Source organism: Sphingobacteriales bacterium (assembly GCA_016706405.1).
Lineage (GTDB): Bacteria > Bacteroidota > Bacteroidia > Chitinophagales > UBA2359 > BJ6.
Genome location: JADJJT010000002.1, coordinates 1,019,935 through 1,042,966 on the forward strand (window position 1 = coordinate 1,019,935; position 23,032 = coordinate 1,042,966).

The window sequence follows — 23,032 nt, forward strand, 5'->3', positions numbered from 1 at the left end:
TTTTAGTTGATTGACTTATATGGCACAAAGAAGGTATCCGGAGTTTAAAACGCAACGAATAAACCTATAATACTTATTCCGGAAAAAGAAAAAGTATAAGCAAACTACCCACAAGTGATATAGGGGGCAGTATTATTAACTTCGTTATAGTTTATATTTTCAAGCGCTGTTCAATGGTAGCGACATCGCCTTTAGGTATAGCGTCTATTAATTTTTTAGTATAGTCGCGTTGTGGGTTATTGTAAATCTCGTCGGCGGCACCTACCTCCTCAATTTTTCCGGCATTCATAACTACCATACGGTCGCTCATAAATTTTACCACGCTAAGGTCGTGCGAAATAAAAATATAGGTAAATCCAAATTTTTCGCGCAAATCGATTAGCAGGTTCAAAACTTGCGCTTGAACAGATACGTCTAATGCCGAAACAGACTCGTCGCAAATTATAAAACTGGGGTTAAGTGCCAAGGTTCGGGCTATGCAAATGCGCTGGCGCTGCCCGCCCGAAAACTCGTGTGGGTAACGGTTTAGGTGGTCGGGATTCATGGCAACTGTACGAAGCAGGTCGGCAGCTTTTTCGCGGCGTTCTTTTTTATTATTGTGTAGGCCGTGTATTTCCATAGGTTCAATAATAGCATCGCCAATGGTCATGCGCGGGTTTAGTGACGAGTAAGGGTCTTGAAAAATAATTTGCATTTCGCGGCGCAAATCTTTCATGTCGCTTTTGTTTAGGTCAAGCACCGAGCGGCCTTTATAAATTATGCTACCTTCGGTTGCTGGGGCTAAGCGCAAAATGGTACGGCCAAGCGTTGTTTTACCACACCCCGATTCGCCGACCAACCCCAAAGTTTCGCCCGGATACACGTTTATGCTTACGTCGTCAACGGCTTTAACCCATGATAGTACTTTGCCAAAAAAGTTTTTTGAAGCAGGAAAATACGTTTTAAGGTTTTTTATTTCGAGTAAAGGGGCTTGTTCGGTTAATTTTACTAAACGCTGGGCGGTTTCACTTTCTTTTACTTCTACATTTGTAATTACTTGCTCAACAGAATTGGCTTTTTCGGTAACGGTTCCTTCTGAAGACACGTCCATAAAGTCGGCAATTACGGGTAGTTTGCGCAGCCTCCGGCCTAATGGCGGGCGGCAGGCAAGTAGTCCTTTTGTGTAGGGGTGTTGAGGATTTTTAAATATATCTAATACATTACCTTGTTCTACAATTTTACCTTTGTACATTACCAAAACGCGGTCGGCTATTTCGCCAATTACGCCAAGGTCGTGGGTAATAAACATAATAGCACCGTCCATTTTTTGTTTTAGGTCGTTCATCAGCTCTAAAATGCGTTTTTGAACGGTAACATCTAAGGCGGTGGTGGGTTCGTCGGCAATAAGTATGGAGGGGTTGCAACTCATGGCCATAGCAATCATTACCCGTTGTTTTTGACCTCCTGAAAGTTCGTGGGGGTAGGCGGCAAAAATACGCGCAGGGTTTGGCAGGCGCACCTGTTCAAACAGGGCTAAGGTAATATCTTTGGCTTGTGCGCTGTTTACTTTTTGGTGGAGCATAATTGCCTCGACAACTTGTTGGCCGCAGCGATATACAGGGTTGAGTGAGGTCATTGGCTCTTGAAATATCATAGCAATATCGTTACCCCTGTATTTTGGCATTTCGGTGATAGGCAGTGTTAATAAATCTATGGTGCTGCCGTCGCGTTTTGTGTAGATAATTTCGCCCCCGGCAATGCGGCCAGGTGGGTTGGGTATGAGGCGCATAACCGATAATGAAGTAACTGATTTTCCGGATCCGGATTCGCCAACGATGCCTATGGTTTCGCCTCGTTTTACTTGGAAACTAACATTATCAACCGCTTTTACAAGGTTGCCATCACTAATAAATTGGGTTTCTAAATTTTTAACGTCAAGAATGACAGATGAATTGTTAGACATAATTGTTTTGTGATATTGCTTTGCGCCTTAAAATAAGGTATTTTGCGATAGGTTCTTGTATAAATATTTATCATACAAGTAGGTATTTTAGATAATAAATACCTGATTCTAAAAAACCTCGCAAAATAGGTATAAAAAGCCATATACACAAACTTTATTGGTACTTGGCTTAAAATTTGTGTTTTCAAAGCACAAAGGTTTATTTTAATGCTGATTTTGAGGGCAATTAGTATTCGCGGTTCCAAAATATAAGTAAAAAAGCCCACGTCATAGACATGGGCTTTTTCAACAAAATTTACGCTGCTAATGACAGTCGGTATTATTATTTTTTAACTACCAAACATCCGGTTAGTACGTCATGAAGTGCTTGTTTTTTTTCGGTAAATCCGGCCATTATATAGCCAATAAGAAGGAGAATGGCTGATAAAATTTTTGCAATATTGCGCGTTAAGGCTTTTACAAAATCAATTTTTTGCCCATTCATATCGGTTACTTTAAGTCCTAATGCTATTTTGCCCAAGGTGCCCTGGTGTTTAGACGACTCCATGTAAGCAAAATACAAAAATGTAATTACCATAGCTATGGCCGATGCCTGCATAACACTTGGCAACATGGTGGTCAGCATTTCCATAGACTCTTCGGGCGATGCGTCTGGATTACTTATAAGGGCGGCAAACATATTAACACCCAAGGCGCTGTTAATTATACTTGTTACAATATTTATTAAAATGGCATCAATTATATAGGCCACAAAACGCAGCCAAAAGCCTGCATATTGCGGTGCGCCGCCATAATTTGATTGATTGTAGCCATAGTCGGGGGAGTTAAATTCGGACATATTGTATTAATTTTTAGCGTTAATGAACTTATATAGTTGCAAATGTACTTGTTTTTTTTATTTCAATCAAATTTGATGATATTTTTGAACCGCAGCCAATTTTTTACGTCTAAATTGGGACCTAAAATAAATTGTTTTTAAAATTCACCTTTATTTTTCATCTTCCCTTTTTGTTTGTAGATATTTACCTCCCATCCATGCGTTATATTGCTTATTGCCGTTTGATTTGCCTATTGCTGTTTCTTGTATTTTTATCCGGATTTCTTGCTATGCCTTTGTTTGCTCAAGCTCGTATTATGGAACAAAAGCCAGCCGCCAATTTTGAGCGGCGTTTACCAACCGGAGATATTGTGTCGGTGCTTCAATATAAATATGGCTTAAAAGATGCGCAAGCAAATTTAATAATACCACACGAATATGATTATTTATGGTCGGCATCGGAAACGGTATATGTGGCTGCAAAAAAAAATACTTATATTTTATTTGATGCCAACGGCAAACTAATAAGTAAACTTAAATACGATTTTAAATGGGATACCGAACATAAAACCGACCGCTATAACTGGGTTTTCGATGCTAACGAACAAGTAGCAAGAGTTAAAAAAATGGGGCGTTGGGGACTTATAAAAATTACAAACGGACAGGTTGTTGAAGTATTCCCATGCCAAGCCGATACAATTTTATCGCCGCTAAGCAGCCCGTCAAGCAATGGCGACTTGTTTTATTATAATGGCCTATGCTTGGTAAAGCAAAATGGCAAATGGGGTTGTGCTAACGCGCAAGGGCAACTAGTAATTCCGGCACAATACACGGCTATTTCAGCTCGTTACGATGGTATAATTTTAGCCCAAAAAACGCCGGTGCAATGGGTTATAATCAATGCTCAAAACCGCGAAGTTCAAACTATAGCGGCCAAAAAAATTACTATTAATAACCCCATTGAGTCGGCAACCAAAGGCAAATTATTTGCTTTTGAAAATATTAATGGCAAATGGGGCTTTATAAATACCAAAGGTGAGGTGGTTTTGCCTGCTAATTTTGACAAAATTGATGCCTTTGCAGAAGGGCTTGCGCCAGCATCTCAATCCGGAAAATATGGGTATTTAAATGCGCAGTTTCAAATGGCTATTGCATCTCAATTCGATTTTGCCTATCCGTTTAATGAAGGTTTGGCCGTTGTAGGAAACAAAAATAGCTGGGGTTTTATTGACAAAACGGGCAAAATTGTGATACCCCTAAAATACGACCAAGTAAGGCGTTTTAATGAAGGCCGTTCGTGGGCTAAACGTGCCGAAAAATGGTATATTATAAACAAACAAGGGCGCGAGATTAAAGGTTTTAATTTTAAACAGGTACAAGATTTTGAAAATGGGTTGGCCTATGTCGTAACCCGCGACCCTCATACAAATTTGCGGCGTATTGGTTTAGTTGATACAGAGGGCGAAGAGGTTTTGGCCCCTTATTACGATGAGGTTTTTCCGAAAAACTTTGTTAATGGATTTGGAATTGCCCATTTAGAAAACCGGATGGGAATTATATCAAAATCCGGATTAATTACGCCGGTAAAATATATAGATATTCAGTTTGTTGAACATCCGGTTTTTATTGCCACGGCTATTTATACCGATAAAACATCGAGCAAATTAATGTATTGCCTTATAAACAGGCAAGGACACGAAAGTAATCAGCAAATAGTAGTTGATTAATTGTTAAGGGCATTAGATTTGGTCAAACAGGGTAGGTAGGGTAGGGGCTACTGGCTATTTTATCGAACTGCTGTCTGTCTGTTCTTCGGTGTAGGCCGCTTTTAATGAATCGTAGATAGAAATTAAATCGGTCAGTTCGTAAATTTCTATATTTTTTAAGAGCGAGTTGTTTTTTGCGGAGTCTTCCGGATGTTGTAGGATTAAATTGCCAATATCGGTTTTTAGTGTTTGCAATTTAATTTGTTGGTTTCGTTCTGATTGTTGGGTTTCGGCACTTTCAATTAAACCAGTAATTTCAGATGCAAATTCTTTGCCGCCAAAATCAACTTGCGCTTGTTTATAAGTTAAAATTGCCGAATCTAACTGGCCTGAATTTTCAAAATTTTTGGCTTTATCAATTAATTTTTGATAGGCAGCCCGTTGGTGTGTTTTGGTCCATTGCATGTAAACAAGTCCCAGCAAAACGGCTAATACTACTGATAAAAGAATAAATTTATTTCGCTCTTTTTGGCTTTTAGCAGGTGTTTGCCCGGTTATTTGCCCTGACGCAAGCGGCTTGTCGCCCATAATTTGTGTTACCGGGCCTGTTGGCAATTTCCCCGATACATTCGTTTCGTCAACATAGGCAATTTGCAGTAAATACATCGAAAAATTATCGTTCGACAGTTCAGAGCAAAATTGTAATATTAAATCGCGTGCTTCTTCTACCGAAACGGTCGATTTTTTTAAAATACTTTCTAAAATTACATTTGGTACGGCCTCTAAAATGCCATCTGTACAAAGCATAAAATAGTCGCCGGTTTGCAGGTCATTAATTTGCACAACGTCGGCTTTTGTGGGGCTGTCTGACCCTGATATGGCTCGCAATATTACGTTTCGGCGCGGGTGGGTTGCCGCTTCGTCTGGAGAAATTTCACCTCGTTTTACTAATTCGTTTACTAATGAATGGTCCTCCGATTGAAATAAAATTTTGCCGTTTCGCACTTGATAAACCCTGCTGTCGCCACACCAAGCAATTGTTATATTATTAGTTTTGTTGTTTATATAAAGCAAAGTTAGCGTGCACGACATGCCCGCACACTCGGGATTTTGACTTATATAAGTCGAAAATTTTTGCTCTGTATAATGTAGCGCCTCATTAATTAAAGTTTCATTTACGTTTATATTGGCAATGTTTAGCACACGTTGCGCAAAAAACTCACTAAAACATTCGCAAGCCAAATTTGAGGCAACTTCGCCTTTGTTTGAACCACCAACGCCATCGCAAACAATAAAAAGTTTTTGGTTGGGGTCTATTGCGTTTTGTTTAGGATAAATAGAATCCTCGTTATTTGTACGCCTCCCTAACTCATTTAGGTAGGCAGGTTTTGCTAACTGAATGGCCATTGAGCAAATAGGGTTCGGGGGTTTGGTTTCAAGGTGCTAAAGTAATACAATTACCTTAAATTTGGGTAATTTTGGGCATAATATTGATAAAATGCTTGCCTAAAACGATATTTTGACGCAAATATCATACAAAGATGCAGTTTTACGGCAATTTATTGCTATAATTGAATGTAAATTTGTAGTTTTTTTTTGCCTTTCGTTGTTTTATTCCATTTTTTTTAAAAATTATTATGCCCGCTCTCGAAACCACGCCTATTAAACTTGGCTTTTCTGCCCCTTATTTTGCCCTGCCAAATGTTGTAACGGGGCAGGTACAAAATTTAGAAACCCTAAAGGGGCAAATCGCAACGGTAATTATGTTTATTTGCAACCATTGCCCATACGTAAAACATATTAATTCCGGATTAGTAACCTTAGCTAACGAATTTATTCCAAAAGGTATTGGTTTTGTTGCCATCAATAGCAACGATATTGTTAAATATCCGGATGATAGCCCTCAAAAAATGGCCCAAATAGCTTTAGAGCACCAATATCCATTTCCGTATTTATTTGACGAAACCCAACAAACTGCCCGCGATTATTTTGCCGCTTGCACACCCGATTTTAGCATTTTTGATGCCGATTTATATTGTGTTTACAGAGGCCAGTTAGATGACTCGAGGCCCGGAAATGCTTTGCCCATAACCGGAAACGACATCAGGCAGGTGTTGCAGGCATTGTTACAGGGATTACCTGTTTCTAATGTTCAAAAACCAAGTATAGGATGCAGTATTAAATGGAAATAACAAATTTTATAAATTTATGACAGATGGCAATATCCCCTCATCAAATATTGCATACAAAGATTTATTGTTGCAAAAAATTGATGAAATGAACAGCCACGCGCAACTAACCAGTAAAATGGCTAAACAGTTTGGCCTTTTATGGTATATGTGTGAAATTGTTGTGATGTTATCAACATTTTTAACACCTATTATAGTAGTCTATCGCAAAAGTGCGTTTTTTCCTTCGCAATTTTGGGTTTGGTGGTGCATTATTATGCCCGTTATTTCGGGTTTAGCCCATGCTTCTGTTATTTTGTTTGACCTTAAAGACCGCAAAAAAAATTACAACCAAAAATCACAGTCGTTTAAAAAGTTGGCAAACAATACCAATATTGATTTACTCGATTGCTCAAACGATGAGGCAGCGTTACACCTATATAAGAATACGATTAAAAATATTGATTCTATTCATATCAGTGGTACAATATAAATATTTGTTTATTTGTAAGTACCGCTTAAAATTGCATTTTCGGATTCGGCAATTAACTTGTACAGTTTTGCCACATCCTTTGCTGAATTTGCCGGAACACGCGAATTTATAACCTCAAAAACCGATTGTACTTGTACCGCCGTATCAGATACCTGTTGTATATCAAATTTAAAATTTCCTAAATCATTTTCAATTTTAAAAGGTAAATCTTTAAATGCTTGAATAGAAATTGGCACATCAAATTCAATATAATAAGTATAAGTATCTCGGCTTAAAAAATCCGGATAAAATGCTTGGGCGCGACCTTGGGCGGTAAAATTTGGTTCCACAATATGTTTTATCCATTGCTGCATATTTAATTCAAATCCTTTACCATTGGGCTTGTTCTTACAAATATTATCCAGCGACCATTTTGCTTTGATGGTGGTTTTAAACGGAAATTGGCAGGCCATATTAATCTCCAATGAGTCGGGTTTTAAGTGCAAATTTTTATCCGGATAATCGTAAACCAGCCAGCCATAGCGCGGATTTACACTCGAGTCAATAATTCCCATTTTGTACATATTGCGCTGCATAGTCGAAAATTGCCCACTTAATACAACTTGGGCATCAAAATCGGCATCTCCGGATAGGGTGTTTACCCTTACTTTGGCCACGGTTCGGCGCGTGTTATCTTCTTTGGTGCTGCTGGGTGTTACGGTAAACTGCACATTGTTTTGTGCATGAGCATCTTCGGTCATTTGAGCTATATGGATGGCGGGTGCACCTTCTAAGTAAAATGGTAGTTCGTTAAAAGCCAAACCTAATTTATGGCGTTTGGGGTAAATATAAAACCAGTTTTGTTCTTTTTGAACGCTAAATAAACTGTTTTCGCCCAAAACAGGCATACAAATATTTCGGTTTATGGCTGCTATACGCTTATCCGAAATGACAGTTATATTGAAATTTTCTCCAATTCGAGCTAATAAACCATTGTAAATAGCAAATCGGTTGGTGGTGCGCAAGGTTTTATTTTTTAGCGAAGCGGCAACTTTTTCTAATTTGCCTTCGGCAATATTTTCACGGCCATCCATTAGCACTTGTTTCTCGGCATCGAGGTTAAGCCGGTTAAAAACGCCAAAATAAAATTGGAAACGGCTCATTGATTGCCTTATTTTAAGTTTGTCTATCTCCGGAAGTCTGGCCAAACGCGGGTCTTCGTTGGCAAAACTGTCGTCTATATGTTCAAAGTCAAAGGTGTCGGCAATAGCCTGGTGCATGGCAAATAATAAATACAAAGGTTTTTCGTTTGGATAGCGTTTGCGGTAGGTTTCGTAAAATTTTTGTAGTGCAACTTCTTTTTCGCTAAGGCGCCGTTGTGCCAATTCAAGATGCCTTTTTTTGAAATTCAGTCGGTCGCGTGCCCAAAATTGCCACGAGTAAGGTAGGTAGTCGGGGTTTAACTGTTCGTCGTATTTGGCATACGCGCGCCCATGCACATACCACACCACGTGGGGTAATTCAGACCAAGGGTTTCCGCCGGGTTCAGTCAAGCAGGGGGGTAAATTTTTAAATGTCCATTCTAACCGTTTATTGGTCGTTTTTGCACTTAAAGTCGTATCTTCGGCGGGGTAGGCATTGTTGCCATAATTAAAAATAAAATATTCGCGTTTTGGGTGTACCAATACAATTTTTGTTTGTTGTTTGGGCAAAGTTGAATGATGAAAAAACCAACGCATCCAATCAAAATTATAAGGTAAATATATTTGATATTGTATTTGCAGTACGTCGTTTGGTTTTAGGCCAGCTAAATTAAATTGGTAAGCAAAGGCATGATGAAGACTACCATCGTAACGTATGGTTTCTTTTTCGGTGTTATCGGTTGGTATTAATGGCCGAACCGTGCCGTTTGGGGTTATAACCCGAGCTTTAAAATAGCTTATTTCGGCATCAAAATATTTTGGTCTATGAATAAATTTGCGCTCAGACAAGGGTAAGTCGGCTTGTTCGTGGGCGGGGTCAAGGGGTTCGGGCAACCACCAGCTACTACAAATTTGCGCGCCTTTTTCAGTTTGAATCTTTATTAAGCGATTACAATTAATGGTAGTCGTAAAATTTGGTGCATCGCGTATTGTCCATTCTACTTCTTCGTTTAAAATTACCGCATCGGCTTGTTGCCACAGGGTGTCGGTAGTAGGAATAGGCGGTATTGGTCCAAGAGGTTCGTCATATTGCTTCCTAAAGTGCAAATTTTGGGTATCGGCTGTTTGAGAACATATAAGGAGGCAAAAAAAACTTATTAGAAATGTTTTGTGGCGGGTGTTTAACATAAGGCAGGTAGTTTGCGTTTTTGTACTTTTACCGTTAGCACAAAATTAAGACATTTGTATAAGTAAAAACAGAACAAAATAAGAGCTTTGCCGGAGATAAATACCAGTTATGCCTTATGATTTTTGGTTGTATCAAGTTTTGTATGAGAAAAGGATATCCGGAGAGAAGAAAGACAACCACTTAACAACCTTTTCCGGAAAATTATCGAATACTATTTCCGGAATTATCAAAAAATCAAATTGACAGCACAAAAAAATCCGGATAGCAATTACCATCCGGATTTTTTTTTAGGTTTTAAACTTATCTCTTATTTTGAAGAAGCGGTGAGTGCTGTTAAGGGCATATTTCTTTTTTGATTTTTGCTGTTTCAGCGTCAAGTTCTCGCCTTTGTTCTGGTGTTCGATAAGTTTTAGCAAACAAACTATCCATTGTTTTGGTTATTTTACTGGCTAATTCCGCAGTTAAAGCTGTGTATTTGATTTTTAAAGAGTCTATTTGCTGACTTTGCAAATCAGTAAGCGGTAATTTATGTTTAGCCAATGAATCTGCCATGTGTCTGATGTCGTTTGCTGCTTTTTCTCGTTCTACTTTAAGTTTGTAGGCCTTACATTCTAAGGCTGCCATTAATTTGGCATCGGCATTAATTTGTGGCTTTTCGTTGCCACAACTTGTTACAAAAAAACAGATTGCCAGCAAAGCAATTAAGGTGTTAGACCTCATCATATTGTATTAGTTAAGGTTTGCAGGCCACTCGATAGCAGTCAAAACATTGTTGCCAATGCTGCGTCCCATCAACAAGCCATTGGTATTATCCATTTGATAGTGAATACCTCCATACAAACGTGAATTGGCACATTCCATAGACATATCGGCAAAATTGGAGTATGTTCTTGGCGCATAACCGTGTTGTATTTGCGAGCGGTCGGTTAAATTGTATTTGCCATCGCCGTTGGTAAACAGTTTAGTAAAGATTCTTTCGCCCACACCTATTTCAGTTGCGTGCCCTGAGGTATAAGCCGGAAAAGGAGGTGTGCCAATTACGGTAGTAAAACTGGTGTCAATATATTTTTGAATATAAGAAACTGGTCTAATCAGCGAGTAATCAAACTTTGCTTCCCAACAGGCAATAAAGGCATCATTTTCTCCAATACCCAGCATAGCATAAGCTGCAACTGCTTTTTCGAGGGTAGCGTTGGTTTCTTCAAGTAATTGGGTTAAAATATTAAAGGTATGTCCGGTAGGTGTGCAGGTTACAAAGGGGTCGTCTGCCCAAAACTTGGCAATTTCTACCTGGTCGGCTGTATTGCCTGTTACTTGGGTATAAACATTCATCGCTTCTTTGTAGAAATCAGATTGAGTGTCGGTAGAAAAGTTAAGGGGTTTTATGGGGTCAAAGCTTAAATTTGAGGGTATCATTGGGCGGGTTTGGTCCCAATATGGACTTAGCGGGGTTAGATTTTTGCTGTCAGTTGGCACCCATTTATCTTCTCCTGTTACTGGTGTAAAAGGTTTTGAAAATGGGTTAAGGTACGACTCGTGGCCACCATCGTTTAGCGAATATTGGTAAATCATTTGTGATACGGCTTTGCCGTGTTTAACTGATTCGTCAACTATAGCTTGGGTGGTGCTGGTGGTAAATTCAGCGAGGTACTGAGCTTCCAAATCGTTTACTTTTTGAAGATTTTCTGGGCTAATTTTTTTCTCAAACATTAAGCGCGTCATATCAGCTACGGCAGCATTTACTACTATGCCCCAATGATAGGATTCGGGCGATAGTGGTGTTGGCATGGCAGCTACAGACAACTGGTTAATTTGGCCTGCTAAGGGTTTGGCACCTTCAATGCCACTATAAGCCGCCTCATAAGCCGAAATACTAACGTACCCAAATGCCCGAGAAGCTTGGGGGGGTAAAAATCCAGGCGTAGCTTTCACTAATTGACATTCGAGTTTAAACCATTCGCGCAGAAAATCGGCGGAGTAGTTAGAAACACTATTGGCAGGTTCAATTTCATCTTTTTTGCAGCCAAAGATTAATAGAACCGAAAAGAGGAAGTAGAAAAATTTTTTCATGCAAATTGGGTTGGTTTTTAATTAAAGTAATGTTGCATGTAATTGGCATCATTGCCATCTCTATGGCAAAGATACAAAAAAATATTTTTAAATTATTGTAAAATTAAGAAATGTTTTCTGAAACTTGCCAATATTTGGTATTAAATGTTCGACCAAGGGTAGTAGATTTTCTTCTTACCTAAAACCTCCGGACAAAGCAATACTATTTATTAAAACTTTAATTTAACGTGGTGATTCAATGCCACTCCCTTTTGAATTTTGATTTCCGAATATATTAAAATCGTAGCCTAATGTAATTTCGTGCGAGCCATTTTCAAACGGTCCTAAGTCAGAGGTAGTAATATCGTACGAGTAAGCCAATCTAAATCCACTATCTAAATCAATTCCGGCCATTAGAGCAAATCCGTCGGCGGTACGCATTCCGGCACCTAACCAATATTGACGTTGGTAAATACCTTTTACAAATATTTCGGCTTGTGCGGGCACAGATTTAACCATTTTTATCATAGCTCCGGGCGAAATTTCAAATTGGTCGCTTACACTAAACCTGCCGCCACCACCTAAGTATAAATGTCGAGCATTGCGCAGCGAATCCAAATTAGAGGAGAAATTAAATTTAGATGCTAATAGTTGGTTTCCGGATATTCCGGCCCAATATTTTTCGTTTCTAAAATAGGCACCTAAGTTTACATCGCCACCACCTTTTGACTCGGTTCCTTTTAGTAGTATTCCGGGATCGCCGGGTTGATGAGCGGTTAACTTGTCAAAATCTAATTTATACTGAATAAAACTTCCACTAATACCAAAACCTAAGTGCGATTTTCCGTTTTGAAGTGGTAGTTGATAGGCGTAGGCTAACTGCCCTCCGGTACGGCTTGTTGGGCCTGTTACGTCTGAGTAAATTAAAAGTCCAAGCCCAACAGCTTTTGAACTGGGCAATACACTGCCGTGGCCGCTAAGCAAAGCCGTTGATGGTGCACCATCAAACCCCGACCATTGTTTGCGGTACGAGGCTCGTATAATAAATTGATCAAATGAACCCGCGACTGCCGGATTAAAGGCAAAATCGTTGGTCATGTATTGGGTGAGCTGGTGAATTTGCTGGGCTTTTAATGTGTTTGCAGTTACCAAATTTATAACTACAAAACAGAAAATGGAAAAAATGATAGGACGCATAATAATATTTATTGCATTAAAGCGTAAGATATAGATGTAGTTATTGAAATATTATTGAATGATGGTAATTGTACCATTAATGGAATGTTTGCCGTTATCGGTAATATTGATCACATAATAATAGGTGCCATGAGGTAGTTTATCGCCATTTTTATTGGTGCCTCTCCAACCATCTGCATTGTCATATCCCAACTTTGAGTAAACCTCTTGCCCCCACCGGTTAAAGATAAAAACATCAACACGGCTTGATACAGCGGCCTGGGGTATATACCAATTGTCGTTAAACCCGTCGTGGTTGGGCGTAATAACGTTGGGTACCTCGCAATCTGTTTCGATTTTTACTAATACCGAATCGGATTTAAAGCAGCCATTTTGGTCAACAACGGTAACTGTGTAATAACCTTCGTATATTGGTTTAGCTTGCACAATTTGCCCGTCAGTATATAATAATTCTTTGCCCACCCAAGTGAAGGATTTTGCAACATTCACTCCGGTTGCTTCTAATTCAACAATATCGCCTGGGCAAACCAAGTCAACATTGGCATTTACCGATAAATTACTTAGCTGGTCTTCAAAAACAGTTATTGTGGCGCTTGATTTTGCGGTGCAATTGCCTGTTTTCACCTCAACCTCGTAAGTTCCTGATTCATCAACGGTTATATTGGGAGTAGTTGCTCCGGTAGACCAGGTTATTTCGTCAAAAACACCTGGTGCCGATAAAGTAACCTCGTTTCCATTACAAATTTGTAAGGCACTGGCCTCAATTTTAACTGTTGGGGGGGCATTAAACACAATGGTAATGCTGTTTGATTCGGGACAACCGTCGGCATTTTCAACGTTAACGGTATAGGTGCCGCTATCGGTAATGGTAATTTCTTTGCCGGTAACCCCGTTAGACCAGGTATATTTAGCATATCCATCGGTAGCTTTTAGGGTTACCACATCGCCTGTGCAATAAGTTGGAGGCGAGGTTTCGCCGTTAGCGGTAATGGCAGGTTTAATAATTGTTGAGCCATAAACCGTATAACTTGCCGATGCTTCACAACCAAAGCTGTCGTGAACGGTTACGCTGTAGGTTCCGGGACTTTTTACGGTTAAATTGGGTTCAATAGATGCGTTACCCGACCACAAATAATCCGTATAAATTGGTTCAACACTTAAAGTGGTAGTAGCGTCTGGACATAAAATGTCTTTGCCTTTATTAGTAATTACCGGTTTGGCAATAGTTTTTTCATCAACGGTAAACGAGGCATTTGCTTCGCAGCCATTTATATCTTTAACAGTTACGGTATAGGTGCCGCCCTTAGCTACCTGAACAGATTTTGTGGTGGCACTGTTTGACCATAAGTACGACTGATAGTTTTCGTTAACCGATATGGTTGCCGAGCCTCCGGCACAAAAATAGGTATCGCCCGAAATGGTAGGCTTTGGTAAGTCGTTTACGCATACCAAAACAGAGGGAGCATTATATTGGCAATCGTTTACCACAAGGTCATAAGTAATGGTTTTACAACCTATACCTAAGGTGGTAGGGTCAAATTTATCGTTTACTACGCCGTCAATTTTAAATATACCGCCTCCTTCGTTAGCGCTTAAAGTAATTGCCGGCTGGTCAATACAATAAGAAGATTGCAAGCCTACAATTTTTAAATCTTTTATTGGGCAATCCTGTGCTATGCAACATTGTTCAATAGATGGCTTGCTGTTGCCACATTTGCCAGTGCCAAGCGCTGTAACAATTATACATTTACTTTCGGCAGGAGCTAATCCGGTAATGGTATAACTTGTATTGGCTATGGTTTGTATAGAGCCATCAACGTCAATCAAATATCCGGATGCACCTGGTACAGCAGCCCATTCAAAGCTAACCGAGCTAAGGGTGGACGTACCGCAATTAATTACCGGAGCAGGTAGAACATCATCAACGTTTACTACAAAATCTTTTACGCTGGTGGTGCAGTTACTATTGCTTACCTTTAACGAAAACGTTTTGATGCCGGCTGTAAGCCAACTTACCGAGTATTTTTCGTTGCCCAAGGGTATGGCGTTAGCACCATTCCACGACCAAGTATAGGTGGCAAACGGGTTGTAATCGGTTGCTTCAATGGTTAGTACAGTGGTTTTGCAAATAGACTCGCCATTTACTAAAAAAGCATCGGGCGATTTTACTGTGAACTCATTGCTTGGTATGCTCGAAACGTTTATGGTTATATTGTCGGCTGTTACACAATTATTATCGGGGTTGGTGTATGTATAGGTAATAATATGTGAGCCGGGGCCGGCAACACCCGGATTAAATTCGTTGCCGCTAATGCCTGTTCCGTTAAAAATTCCGCCGGGTTTATCGGTTGTAATAGTTACGGGGGCATCGCTGGTGCAATATTCAAGGTCGGTAAGTAAAATATTGGGTGCTATCTCTTGCGAGCAATCTATATCGTTTTGTACATTTATATTAAACACTAATTTGTTATTTGTTTCGCAAAGTTCGGTTATCGCTTCATCAGCATCAATAATAATGGTAAACTCATTGTCGCCCCCCATAGTTTTTGAGTCTATTACAATGGTTACATTAAACGATCCGGTAAAATAAGCTGCATCAATTGTTTTTGTGGCGGCTACGGTTGTGTTACCTTGGTGTTTTCGGTTTACAACTACCGTTATATCTTTATCAACCGCTTGGCCTAAATTGGCATAGTTTACAATAAATTCTAAACTTGTTACATCTTTTGATACAATATATGGTGGGCTTAGAACAACGCCGTTGTCGTTATTTTTTACTACTAAATCCGGAGAATTCGGTACGTTGTCAACATGGTAATCCGGAGCGGCGTAGCCTGCCAATACAAAACCAGGGTCGCCTTCAAAAGTAAATTCTTCGCAAGTTGCCTTTATTCCATCGTAGCTCGAAGCAGTTGAGTCGCTAATATAAATTTTATCAATGGTATTTTTTAAACAAATACCCATTGGTTGGGCGTAGTTTGTTTTACAAAACTCATTATATAAACTGTCAACAAAAATGTCTAAATATTTAGGGTATCCGAACGATACAGTGCCTAAAAAACCAATACAGCCGCTGTTTGCCGCCAAGGTCAGGTCTTCGGCCATTGAGGGCGAGGCATAAATATCGTGGATATTACCTACAAAGCACGAGGCCGAAATGATGAATGGATATTTGTTGGGGTTATTAAATTCGGGCACTTTAAAGTCCCAGTATTGGCCTTGCGAGTGTCCCATAAAACTTATGAGGCCAACGCCGTTGGTTATTAAATTTTGAAGTCCGGCAAATGACGTGCCTCCATATTTGGCCGAGTAAGTTTGTATAACTTTACCCCCCATTTTAGCATCTTCGTAAGTGAGTTTAAATTTGTTTAAATAGTCGAGGTATTCGGTCTCTTCATCGTCATCGCCAAAGTGAGCAAGGGCAATATGTATGCCTTTTTTTAGCCAAAGCATGGCCTCTTCTGAGCACATTTCGGGGCTTTCGTAAAATTTCAGTTTATCTAAAAAGTTTTTAACATCGGTAGGGTTTTTGGCACTAATACGCCCAACTGCCAACTGCGGTGTATATTGCCAAACGTTGCGGGCTACCAATACATTGTCTGAGGGTTGTTTGCCGTAGGTAGGCAACAAATTACCGTTATACTCTGAGGGGCTGTTAGTTGACTTTGCGTAGTCCACGGATTTGCCTAACAGCAAACAAAATTTTGGTTTATTAGCTGCCGACCAGTTATCAATGGCGTAGTTTACAAAATTCCGGATAGCTAAAGGATGCTTTTCAACACCTTGCGAAAACTGGTCGTAAAGTTCGGTTATATCTGCTACAACAACATTATACGAGCCGCCTTGTGCGCTGGCGCGGTAGTCGGCATATTCTTGCACGTAATCAGTGCCGCCTTGGCGCAATTTGGGGTGGGTAACAATTAAATAGTTGCCTTGATTTATGGTTTTTGAGTAATCGGTAAACTGCGTATTTTTTAATTCATCAACTATAAAAAAACAATTGTCAGAGGAGGCGAGGCAGGTTGTCGAGCTTGTATTTGCCAGTATCAACTCGCGCGATAAACCAATTAAACTGCCCTTTGGAAGATGAAATTTAAGCGTGTCTCCGGAAATTACCGGAACCATCCGGATTTGATTGGTTAAATCATATAGCACCGGCGTGGTGCCTTCATCAAAATTAGTAATGGCAAGGTATTTTTCGTTTTGGTCGCCAAGTGCAAATTTGAATACTTTTGAGTTGTCAAAATCGAATTTGCGGGGGTAGGTAAGTTTATTGTAAACTACCGATACACTTTGGGTATAATCAGTATTTTGCCCTACTAATTCTAAGGCTTTAAAACTTACTTTCGTAAGGTCTTTAATATCGGTCATAAAAACAACTAACGAAGTTACAATGCTGCTATAACCTTCAAATTCGGCAGTTTGGTATTTGGTCGAACCAACGCTAATATCAACTAAGTGGTCGGGATTGTAGTAAATAGAATGTGTTTGGCCAACAATTTTGGTTTCAAGTTTGGCAAACAAATCTGGGTCGTCTGTATAGCGTTTTGGTGTTTTTATGTTGTAATCTAAACTGTTTGGGGCTAAAATTGATTGCCCCGAAAAACCTTCGTTCGGTTCGTAGTCGGCATACCAATAGTTGGCGCCGGCAATTTTTACGCCATCACCTAATGAGTGTACGTTGTTGTTGAATGACAATACCTCGTGCATAAAATAATTTTCGGCGGCAGGTAATCCGGTCATACTGTTGTCGGCATTAGCATACCAGCTACCGTTACTGCCTACGTCCCAAACTAAATAATAGCTTAAGGTGTCGGTAAAAAGGCTTTTTAAGTTCGAGAGTTGTTCGCTGGCATTTTTGTGCAAATAGGTATCAAATTTGCCATCATTTTTAGTGGCATAAAATTCAATATAATCGTTATTTGTTAATTTGCCTGTTTGTGTTACATAAATAGGCACTGCCTTGCCTCCGCGTGCATAAAGTCTAAACCCGTTTCCATTAAGGCCATTTAACCCTGCGGCTTCAAGGGTGGTGTATGGAATTCGGTAAACTCCACTTTTACCTACTTTAAATTTGTAGTAGGTTTTGCTGTAATCTATCCACTCGTTTTGGTAAACTTGGGCTTGCGTAGCAAGTTGTAAAAGCAATAGCGCAAAAAGAAAAATGTAAAACCTTTTCATTTTTGATTGATATTTAATATGTTGTATTTGATTTAATTTATCAAAACTACTGTATTGCCATAATAACAATAGTTAAATTAGTGACTATTTTTAATATCATTGTCTTAAAAACGGGTAAAAAAAGAAAAGCGCAAACCGGTATTTAAATTTAAAATTGGCATCTGATTTGCGCTTTATAAGCAATTAAAGAAAACGAAACGTACTTTGCAATTATTAAAATTAAAAGCAAATTTTTAGGCAGGTTTTGCTGCACTTGTTTGTTTCTTGCTTTTCTTTGGGCGGCTGTTGCCAAAACTGCCATTCCAAATTTTTCCGCGTCTCGTTCTACGATCGCCTTTACCCATAATATTTATAAAACAATTTAGGTGATAAAAATAAACATAATCCGGCAAAGTTAGGTAATTTTAGCCACTTTTTTACGATGAGACAACAAACTTGCACAAAAATAACACAAAATAAGCCCGTTTTGTCGTTGCTTTACAGATTTTTCCTGCTGTGGGCCACAAGTTGTGTTGGAAGTAATTTTATTTATGCGCAAGTAGAATTGGTGAAATACGAAATAACTGCCAACGTTGAAGAATTACAAAATATGCAGGCCCTGCAAAGCGAGTTTATTGGCCGCTTTGACATGACGGTTACCCATACCGATTCGTTGCACGAAGAGGATAATTACTCCGAAATCAGAAGTATTAATATAGACGATTATGGTTTGGATGTGAGCAGGCGCCGTTTAACCGACGGACTGAATATGCAACATTATATATACAACCGAAGGCAAAGTTCGTTTACCTTGTTGAACCATTATAATAAGAAAGCCTACAAAGTGCTGCTGCCCCGGCCTAATATTCAACCAAACGATGCCACAGTAAAAATTTACCGCACCGAAAATATCAAACAAATTGAAGGCTATAAAACAATACAATACACAATTGAAACAAACAAAGCTTTTTACGAACTTTGGATTGCCGAAATTATTCCTATAAACTTTCTATATTTGTATATTACATTTAGGGCATGTGGCTCGACAGAGAACCCCGCCTATTACGAGTTTGCCAATTTACATTATATCCCCGGCATGCCTCTTGAGGGAAATTATAAAACAAAAGACGGCCAGAAAACCGTAAGTTTTACCGTCAAAAATTTTAAAATTGGGCAAGTTGATATGGAAGCTTTTGATACCTCGGATTATGACTTCATACCCTACGATGAATATAAATAAAGAAAATAAACAACTCAAAATTGCCTGTCAATTTGTTTATCCGGATACGCTGCTTACGGTATCCGGATATTTTTTTGCCTTCAATTTGAACCATAGCACTTAAAAAAATGTTTATTTATTTCAGAAAACCGTAATTTTGCTCTTTCATTATAATTCTATTTAAAATTTTTATACTCACTATGGCATATTCAGAGAAAGTTCTTGACCATTACAACCAACCACGCAACGTAGGCACTTTAGATAAAAGTAAAAAAAGTGTAGGTACAGGTCTTGTTGGCGCCCCCGAATGTGGAGACGTTATGCGCCTGCAAATTGAAGTTGACGATGAGTCAGGCATTATTAGCGATGCTAAATTTAAAACCTTTGGCTGTGGTTCGGCAATCGCCTCCTCTTCGTTGGCAACCGAATGGCTTAAAGGCAAAACCATTGACCAAGCTTTAGAAATTGACAATATGGATATTGTTGAAGAGCTAAACTTGCCCCCAGTTAAAATTCACTGCTCCGTACTGGCCGAAGATGCCATACGCGCAGCCATTAACGATTACCGCGTAAAAAACGGCCTTGAACCCATTGAACAAGAAGCCTCAATTGTACACTAAACCAAATAGGGCAAATTTGTTTTCAATTTATTTGATAAATATTTTTATAACATGATTACCATTAGCGACGAAGCAAAACAACAGATAGCCAACCTCAAAGCTAATGCCAACCTAACCACCGATTATTTTTTGCGCGTGTCAATTACAAGCGGTGGATGCTCGGGGCTTAGTTATAAAATGGATTTTGACAACGAAAACCAACCAGACGACCAAATGTTTGAAGACAAAGGGGTTAAAATTTGTATTGATTTGCGCAGTTTTTTATATTTATACGGCACCGAACTCGACTTTTCGCGTGGCTTAAATGGCAAGGGCTTTTATTTTAAAAATCCAAATGCCTCGCGTACTTGTGGCTGCGGCGAAAGCTTTTCGGTTTAGTAAAAAAGCCCAGCATTAAAATTGAAACTCAAACTATTTCTTCCGGATGCACGTATGCCCAAGCCTACACCTGTGTATCCGGAATTTCTTTTTTATCCGCAGCAGTTTATGGCGTTGCAGATAAATATAATATAAACTAAACTTTTACCCATCTGTTAGATAAGTATTTCAGTGTTATGCAACAACATAAGCCCCAACTCAATTCGGTTGAATTATTGCAGTTTTACAATTTGCGCGTTACCAATTGCCGTAAAGCCGTTGTTGAATTACTACAAAAAGCTACCCATGCAATAGGCCAGCCCGATTTAGAAAAACGCCTGCCCCAGTTTGACCGCGTAACACTTTACAGAACCCTCGATACGTTTGAACAAAAAGGCATCATCCATGCCTTGCGCGATATTGCCGGCACAGCTATGTACGCCCTATGCGAAGACTGTACCGAACACCACCACTACGACAACCACATTCATTTTGAATGTGAAGTTTGCCATGCAGTTAGTTGTTTAGACCAAGTGTTTGTTCCCAACATCAATCTTCCTAAAGGTTATACACTTAAAACAGTGCGCTTTTTAGTTAGCGGCGTATGTAATAGATGTCAAACAAATTAGTGCGAAGTAAATATATAGTACGCCTGCATTTTTCTGAAAATATATCCGGATTGGTTAATTCTAACAACTAATCCGGACTTGTTTTTATGATCACTGCATTTTGTTCTGGATATATCCGGAAATGAAACACTATAAATAGCTATATTTGACTTAGGGCTTGCTGTCAAAATGTCTATAATATACTACTACCATCTGCCTAAAATAGATAAAACCTGCCAAATTTGCACAAAATTTAGGCTTGGCATGTGTATTGATTAAAATTAGCAAAACAAACTATTTTATCTTGTAATTAAAAGACAACTTATTTATACAATGAACAAAATTATTGGAATTGACCTCGGTACAACCAACTCGTGTGTAGCAATTATGGATGGCAACGAACCCATTGTAATTGCCAACAGCGAGGGTAAACGTACCACCCCCTCTATTGTGGCTTTTTTGGCCAACGGCGAACGCAAAATTGGCGATGCCGCTAAACGCCAAGCTATAACCAACCCTAAAAATACAATCATGTCTATCAAACGGTTTATGGGCGCTCGCTACTCCGAAATAGCCCGCGAAACCGAAAAAGTATCGTACAAAGCAGTACGCGGCGACAACGATACTATTCGCGTTGATATTGACGGACGTATGTACTCACCACAAGAAATTTCGGCTATGGTACTACAAAAAATGAAAAAAACTGCCGAAGATTATCTTGGTTACGAGGTAACTGAAGCTGTAATTACTGTGCCCGCCTATTTTAACGACTCGCAGCGCCAGGCAACAAAAGAAGCCGGCGAAATTGCAGGTTTGGTTGTGCGCCGTATTATTAACGAGCCTACCGCAGCTGCCCTTGCTTATGGCTTAGACAAACAACACAAAGACCAACGAATTGCCGTTTACGACCTTGGCGGCGGTACTTTCGATATTTCAATTTTAGAATTGGGCGATGGCGTGTTTGAAGTAAAATCAACCAACGGCGATACCCACCTTGGTGGAGATGATTTTGACTTTTGCATAATTGACTGGTTAGCCAACGAATTTAAAGCCGAAGAAAATATTGACCTCCGCAAAGATCCCATGGCCTTGCAACGCTTAAAAGAAGCTTCTGAAAAAGCTAAAATTGAACTATCCGGATCTTTGGAAACCGAAATTAATTTGCCCTATATAACTGCCGTTGACGGGGTGCCTAAACACTTGGTGAAAAAGATAACACGCGCAAAATTCGAACAGTTGGTTGACCATTTAGTACAACGCACCCTTGAACCTTGCCGCTTGGCACTGCGCGATGCTGGCTACTCGCCCAACGATATTCACGAAGTGATATTAGTAGGTGGTTCAACCCGGATGCCCAAAATACAAGAAGTTGTAGAGAAATTTTTTGGCAAAAAACCCCATAAAGGTGTAAATCCGGATGAAGTTGTTGCAGTAGGAGCAGCAATTCAGGGTGGGGTACTAACCGGTGATGTTAAAGATGTATTACTTTTAGATGTTACGCCTCTATCCTTAGGTATTGAAACATTAGGGGGCGTGTTTACCCGCTTAATTGAAGCAAATACAACCATCCCTTCGCGCAAATCAGAAACATTTTCAACGGCAGCCGATAACCAGCCATCTGTTGAAATACATGTACTACAAGGCGAACGTTCCTTAGCGCGCGATAACCGCACAATCGGTAAATTTATGTTGGGCGATATTCCACCAGCCCCACGCGGTGTTCCCCAAATCGAAGTAATTTTTGATATTGATGCAAACGGTATTTTAAGCGTAACGGCTAAAGATAAAGGCACAGGAAAAGAGCAAAGTATTAAAATAACGGCTTCTACCGGATTAAGTAAAGACGAAGTAGAACGTATGAAAACAGATGCGCGCAACAACGAACGTGCCGACAAAGAAGCACGCGAACTAATTGAAAAAATTAATGAGGCCGATACCTTAATATTTCAAACCGAAAAACAATTGGCCGAGTTTGGCGATAAAATTAATGCCTCTCATCGCAGTGCCATTGAAAATGCCCTAGCTCAACTTAAAAATGCCCATGCTAACCAAGATATTAACGGCATTGAAGTTGGTACAAAAAACCTTACTGACGCATGGCAAGCCGCTTCGCAAGATATGTACCAAGCCCAGCAAAATAACCCAGGTGCAGGTGGCAACGAACATCAGTCTTATGACGGGCAAAACAATAATACCGATGGAAAAAAAGCAGAAGATGTTCAAGATGTGGAATACGAAGAAATACGCGACAACAAATAAACTCCGGAAAAATAATTAAATAATTAGCTTTTCAGAAAAGGCGAGTGCAATTTATCATAAAATTGACCTCGCCTTTTGTTTTTCCCCATCCTCACTTAATCCGGATACAAATGCGTGTTTCAAAAAT

General features: G+C 39.5%; 17 protein-coding genes. 8 read left to right on the forward strand and 9 right to left on the reverse strand.

Translation table 11 applies throughout. The features are described from left to right. Positions 1-151: 151 nt before the first annotated feature. A complete protein-coding gene (locus IPI59_10385; GenBank protein ID MBK7527940.1) occupies positions 152-1,942 on the reverse strand; it encodes an ABC transporter ATP-binding protein in 1,791 nt (596 codons plus the stop codon). Positions 1,943-2,264: 322 nt separating this feature from the next. Then, positions 2,265-2,780 carry an RDD family protein gene (locus IPI59_10390; GenBank protein MBK7527941.1) on the reverse strand — a complete coding sequence of 172 codons (516 nt, stop codon included), beginning with the start codon at positions 2,778-2,780 and terminating at the stop codon, positions 2,265-2,267. Between the two features lie 296 nt (positions 2,781-3,076). On the opposite strand from IPI59_10390, the gene IPI59_10395 reads away from it, so the two are divergent. After that, the gene (locus IPI59_10395) at positions 3,077-4,486 is read left to right on the forward strand and encodes a WG repeat-containing protein (GenBank protein MBK7527942.1); all 1,410 of its coding nucleotides are present in this window, start codon (positions 3,077-3,079) and stop codon (positions 4,484-4,486) included. 54 nt (positions 4,487-4,540) lie between these two features. Here the strand turns inward: IPI59_10395 and IPI59_10400 are convergent, their stop codons facing one another. Continuing rightward, complete coding sequence (locus IPI59_10400; protein MBK7527943.1) at positions 4,541-5,872, reverse strand: serine/threonine-protein phosphatase; 1,332 nt, start codon at positions 5,870-5,872, stop codon at positions 4,541-4,543. A 230-nt stretch (positions 5,873-6,102) separates the two neighbouring features. Between IPI59_10400 and IPI59_10405 the strand changes: the two genes are divergently transcribed. Beyond that, on the forward strand, positions 6,103-6,657 hold the full coding sequence (locus tag IPI59_10405) for a thioredoxin family protein (protein MBK7527944.1): 555 nt from the start codon (positions 6,103-6,105) through the stop codon (positions 6,655-6,657). A 16-nt stretch (positions 6,658-6,673) separates the two neighbouring features. Next, positions 6,674-7,126, forward strand: a complete 453-nt coding sequence (locus tag IPI59_10410; protein MBK7527945.1) for a hypothetical protein — start codon at positions 6,674-6,676, stop codon at positions 7,124-7,126. 8 nt (positions 7,127-7,134) lie between these two features. Here the strand turns inward: IPI59_10410 and IPI59_10415 are convergent, their stop codons facing one another. The 6 genes from IPI59_10415 to IPI59_10440 form a co-directional block, all read right to left on the reverse strand. Beyond that, entirely contained in the window at positions 7,135-9,354 is a 2,220-nt protein-coding gene (locus IPI59_10415) for a DUF3857 domain-containing protein (protein MBK7527946.1), read from the reverse strand. A 415-nt stretch (positions 9,355-9,769) separates the two neighbouring features. Next, complete coding sequence (locus tag IPI59_10420; GenBank protein MBK7527947.1) at positions 9,770-10,159, reverse strand: hypothetical protein; 390 nt, start codon at positions 10,157-10,159, stop codon at positions 9,770-9,772. A 6-nt stretch (positions 10,160-10,165) separates the two neighbouring features. Beyond that, on the reverse strand, positions 10,166-11,506 hold the full coding sequence (locus tag IPI59_10425) for a vanadium-dependent haloperoxidase (GenBank protein MBK7527948.1): 1,341 nt from the start codon (positions 11,504-11,506) through the stop codon (positions 10,166-10,168). A 222-nt stretch (positions 11,507-11,728) separates the two neighbouring features. Next, complete coding sequence (locus IPI59_10430) at positions 11,729-12,682, reverse strand: type IX secretion system membrane protein PorP/SprF (protein MBK7527949.1); 954 nt, start codon at positions 12,680-12,682, stop codon at positions 11,729-11,731. Between the two features lie 51 nt (positions 12,683-12,733). After that, positions 12,734-17,863, reverse strand: coding sequence for a gliding motility-associated C-terminal domain-containing protein (locus IPI59_10435; protein ID MBK7527950.1), 5,130 nt, complete (start codon positions 17,861-17,863; stop codon positions 12,734-12,736). A 233-nt stretch (positions 17,864-18,096) separates the two neighbouring features. Then, a complete protein-coding gene (locus IPI59_10440) occupies positions 18,097-18,207 on the reverse strand; it encodes a 30S ribosomal protein THX (protein MBK7527951.1) in 111 nt (36 codons plus the stop codon). Positions 18,208-18,284: 77 nt separating this feature from the next. On the opposite strand from IPI59_10440, the gene IPI59_10445 reads away from it, so the two are divergent. The 5 genes from IPI59_10445 (at position 18,285) to dnaK (ending at position 22,905) form a co-directional block, all read left to right on the forward strand. Next, a complete protein-coding gene (locus IPI59_10445; GenBank protein ID MBK7527952.1) occupies positions 18,285-19,082 on the forward strand; it encodes a hypothetical protein in 798 nt (265 codons plus the stop codon). 179 nt (positions 19,083-19,261) lie between these two features. Next, positions 19,262-19,681 carry a Fe-S cluster assembly scaffold IscU gene (iscU, locus tag IPI59_10450; protein ID MBK7527953.1) on the forward strand — a complete coding sequence of 140 codons (420 nt, stop codon included), beginning with the start codon at positions 19,262-19,264 and terminating at the stop codon, positions 19,679-19,681. A gap of 51 nt (positions 19,682-19,732) precedes the next feature. Then, positions 19,733-20,059 (forward strand): iron-sulfur cluster assembly accessory protein, encoded by a 327-nt coding sequence (locus tag IPI59_10455; protein MBK7527954.1) that lies wholly within the window; start codon positions 19,733-19,735, stop codon positions 20,057-20,059. Positions 20,060-20,235: 176 nt separating this feature from the next. Next, positions 20,236-20,667 (forward strand): transcriptional repressor, encoded by a 432-nt coding sequence (locus tag IPI59_10460; protein MBK7527955.1) that lies wholly within the window; start codon positions 20,236-20,238, stop codon positions 20,665-20,667. Positions 20,668-20,979: 312 nt separating this feature from the next. Next, positions 20,980-22,905, forward strand: a complete 1,926-nt coding sequence (gene dnaK, locus IPI59_10465) for a molecular chaperone DnaK (GenBank protein MBK7527956.1) — start codon at positions 20,980-20,982, stop codon at positions 22,903-22,905. Positions 22,906-23,032 lie beyond the last annotated feature (127 nt).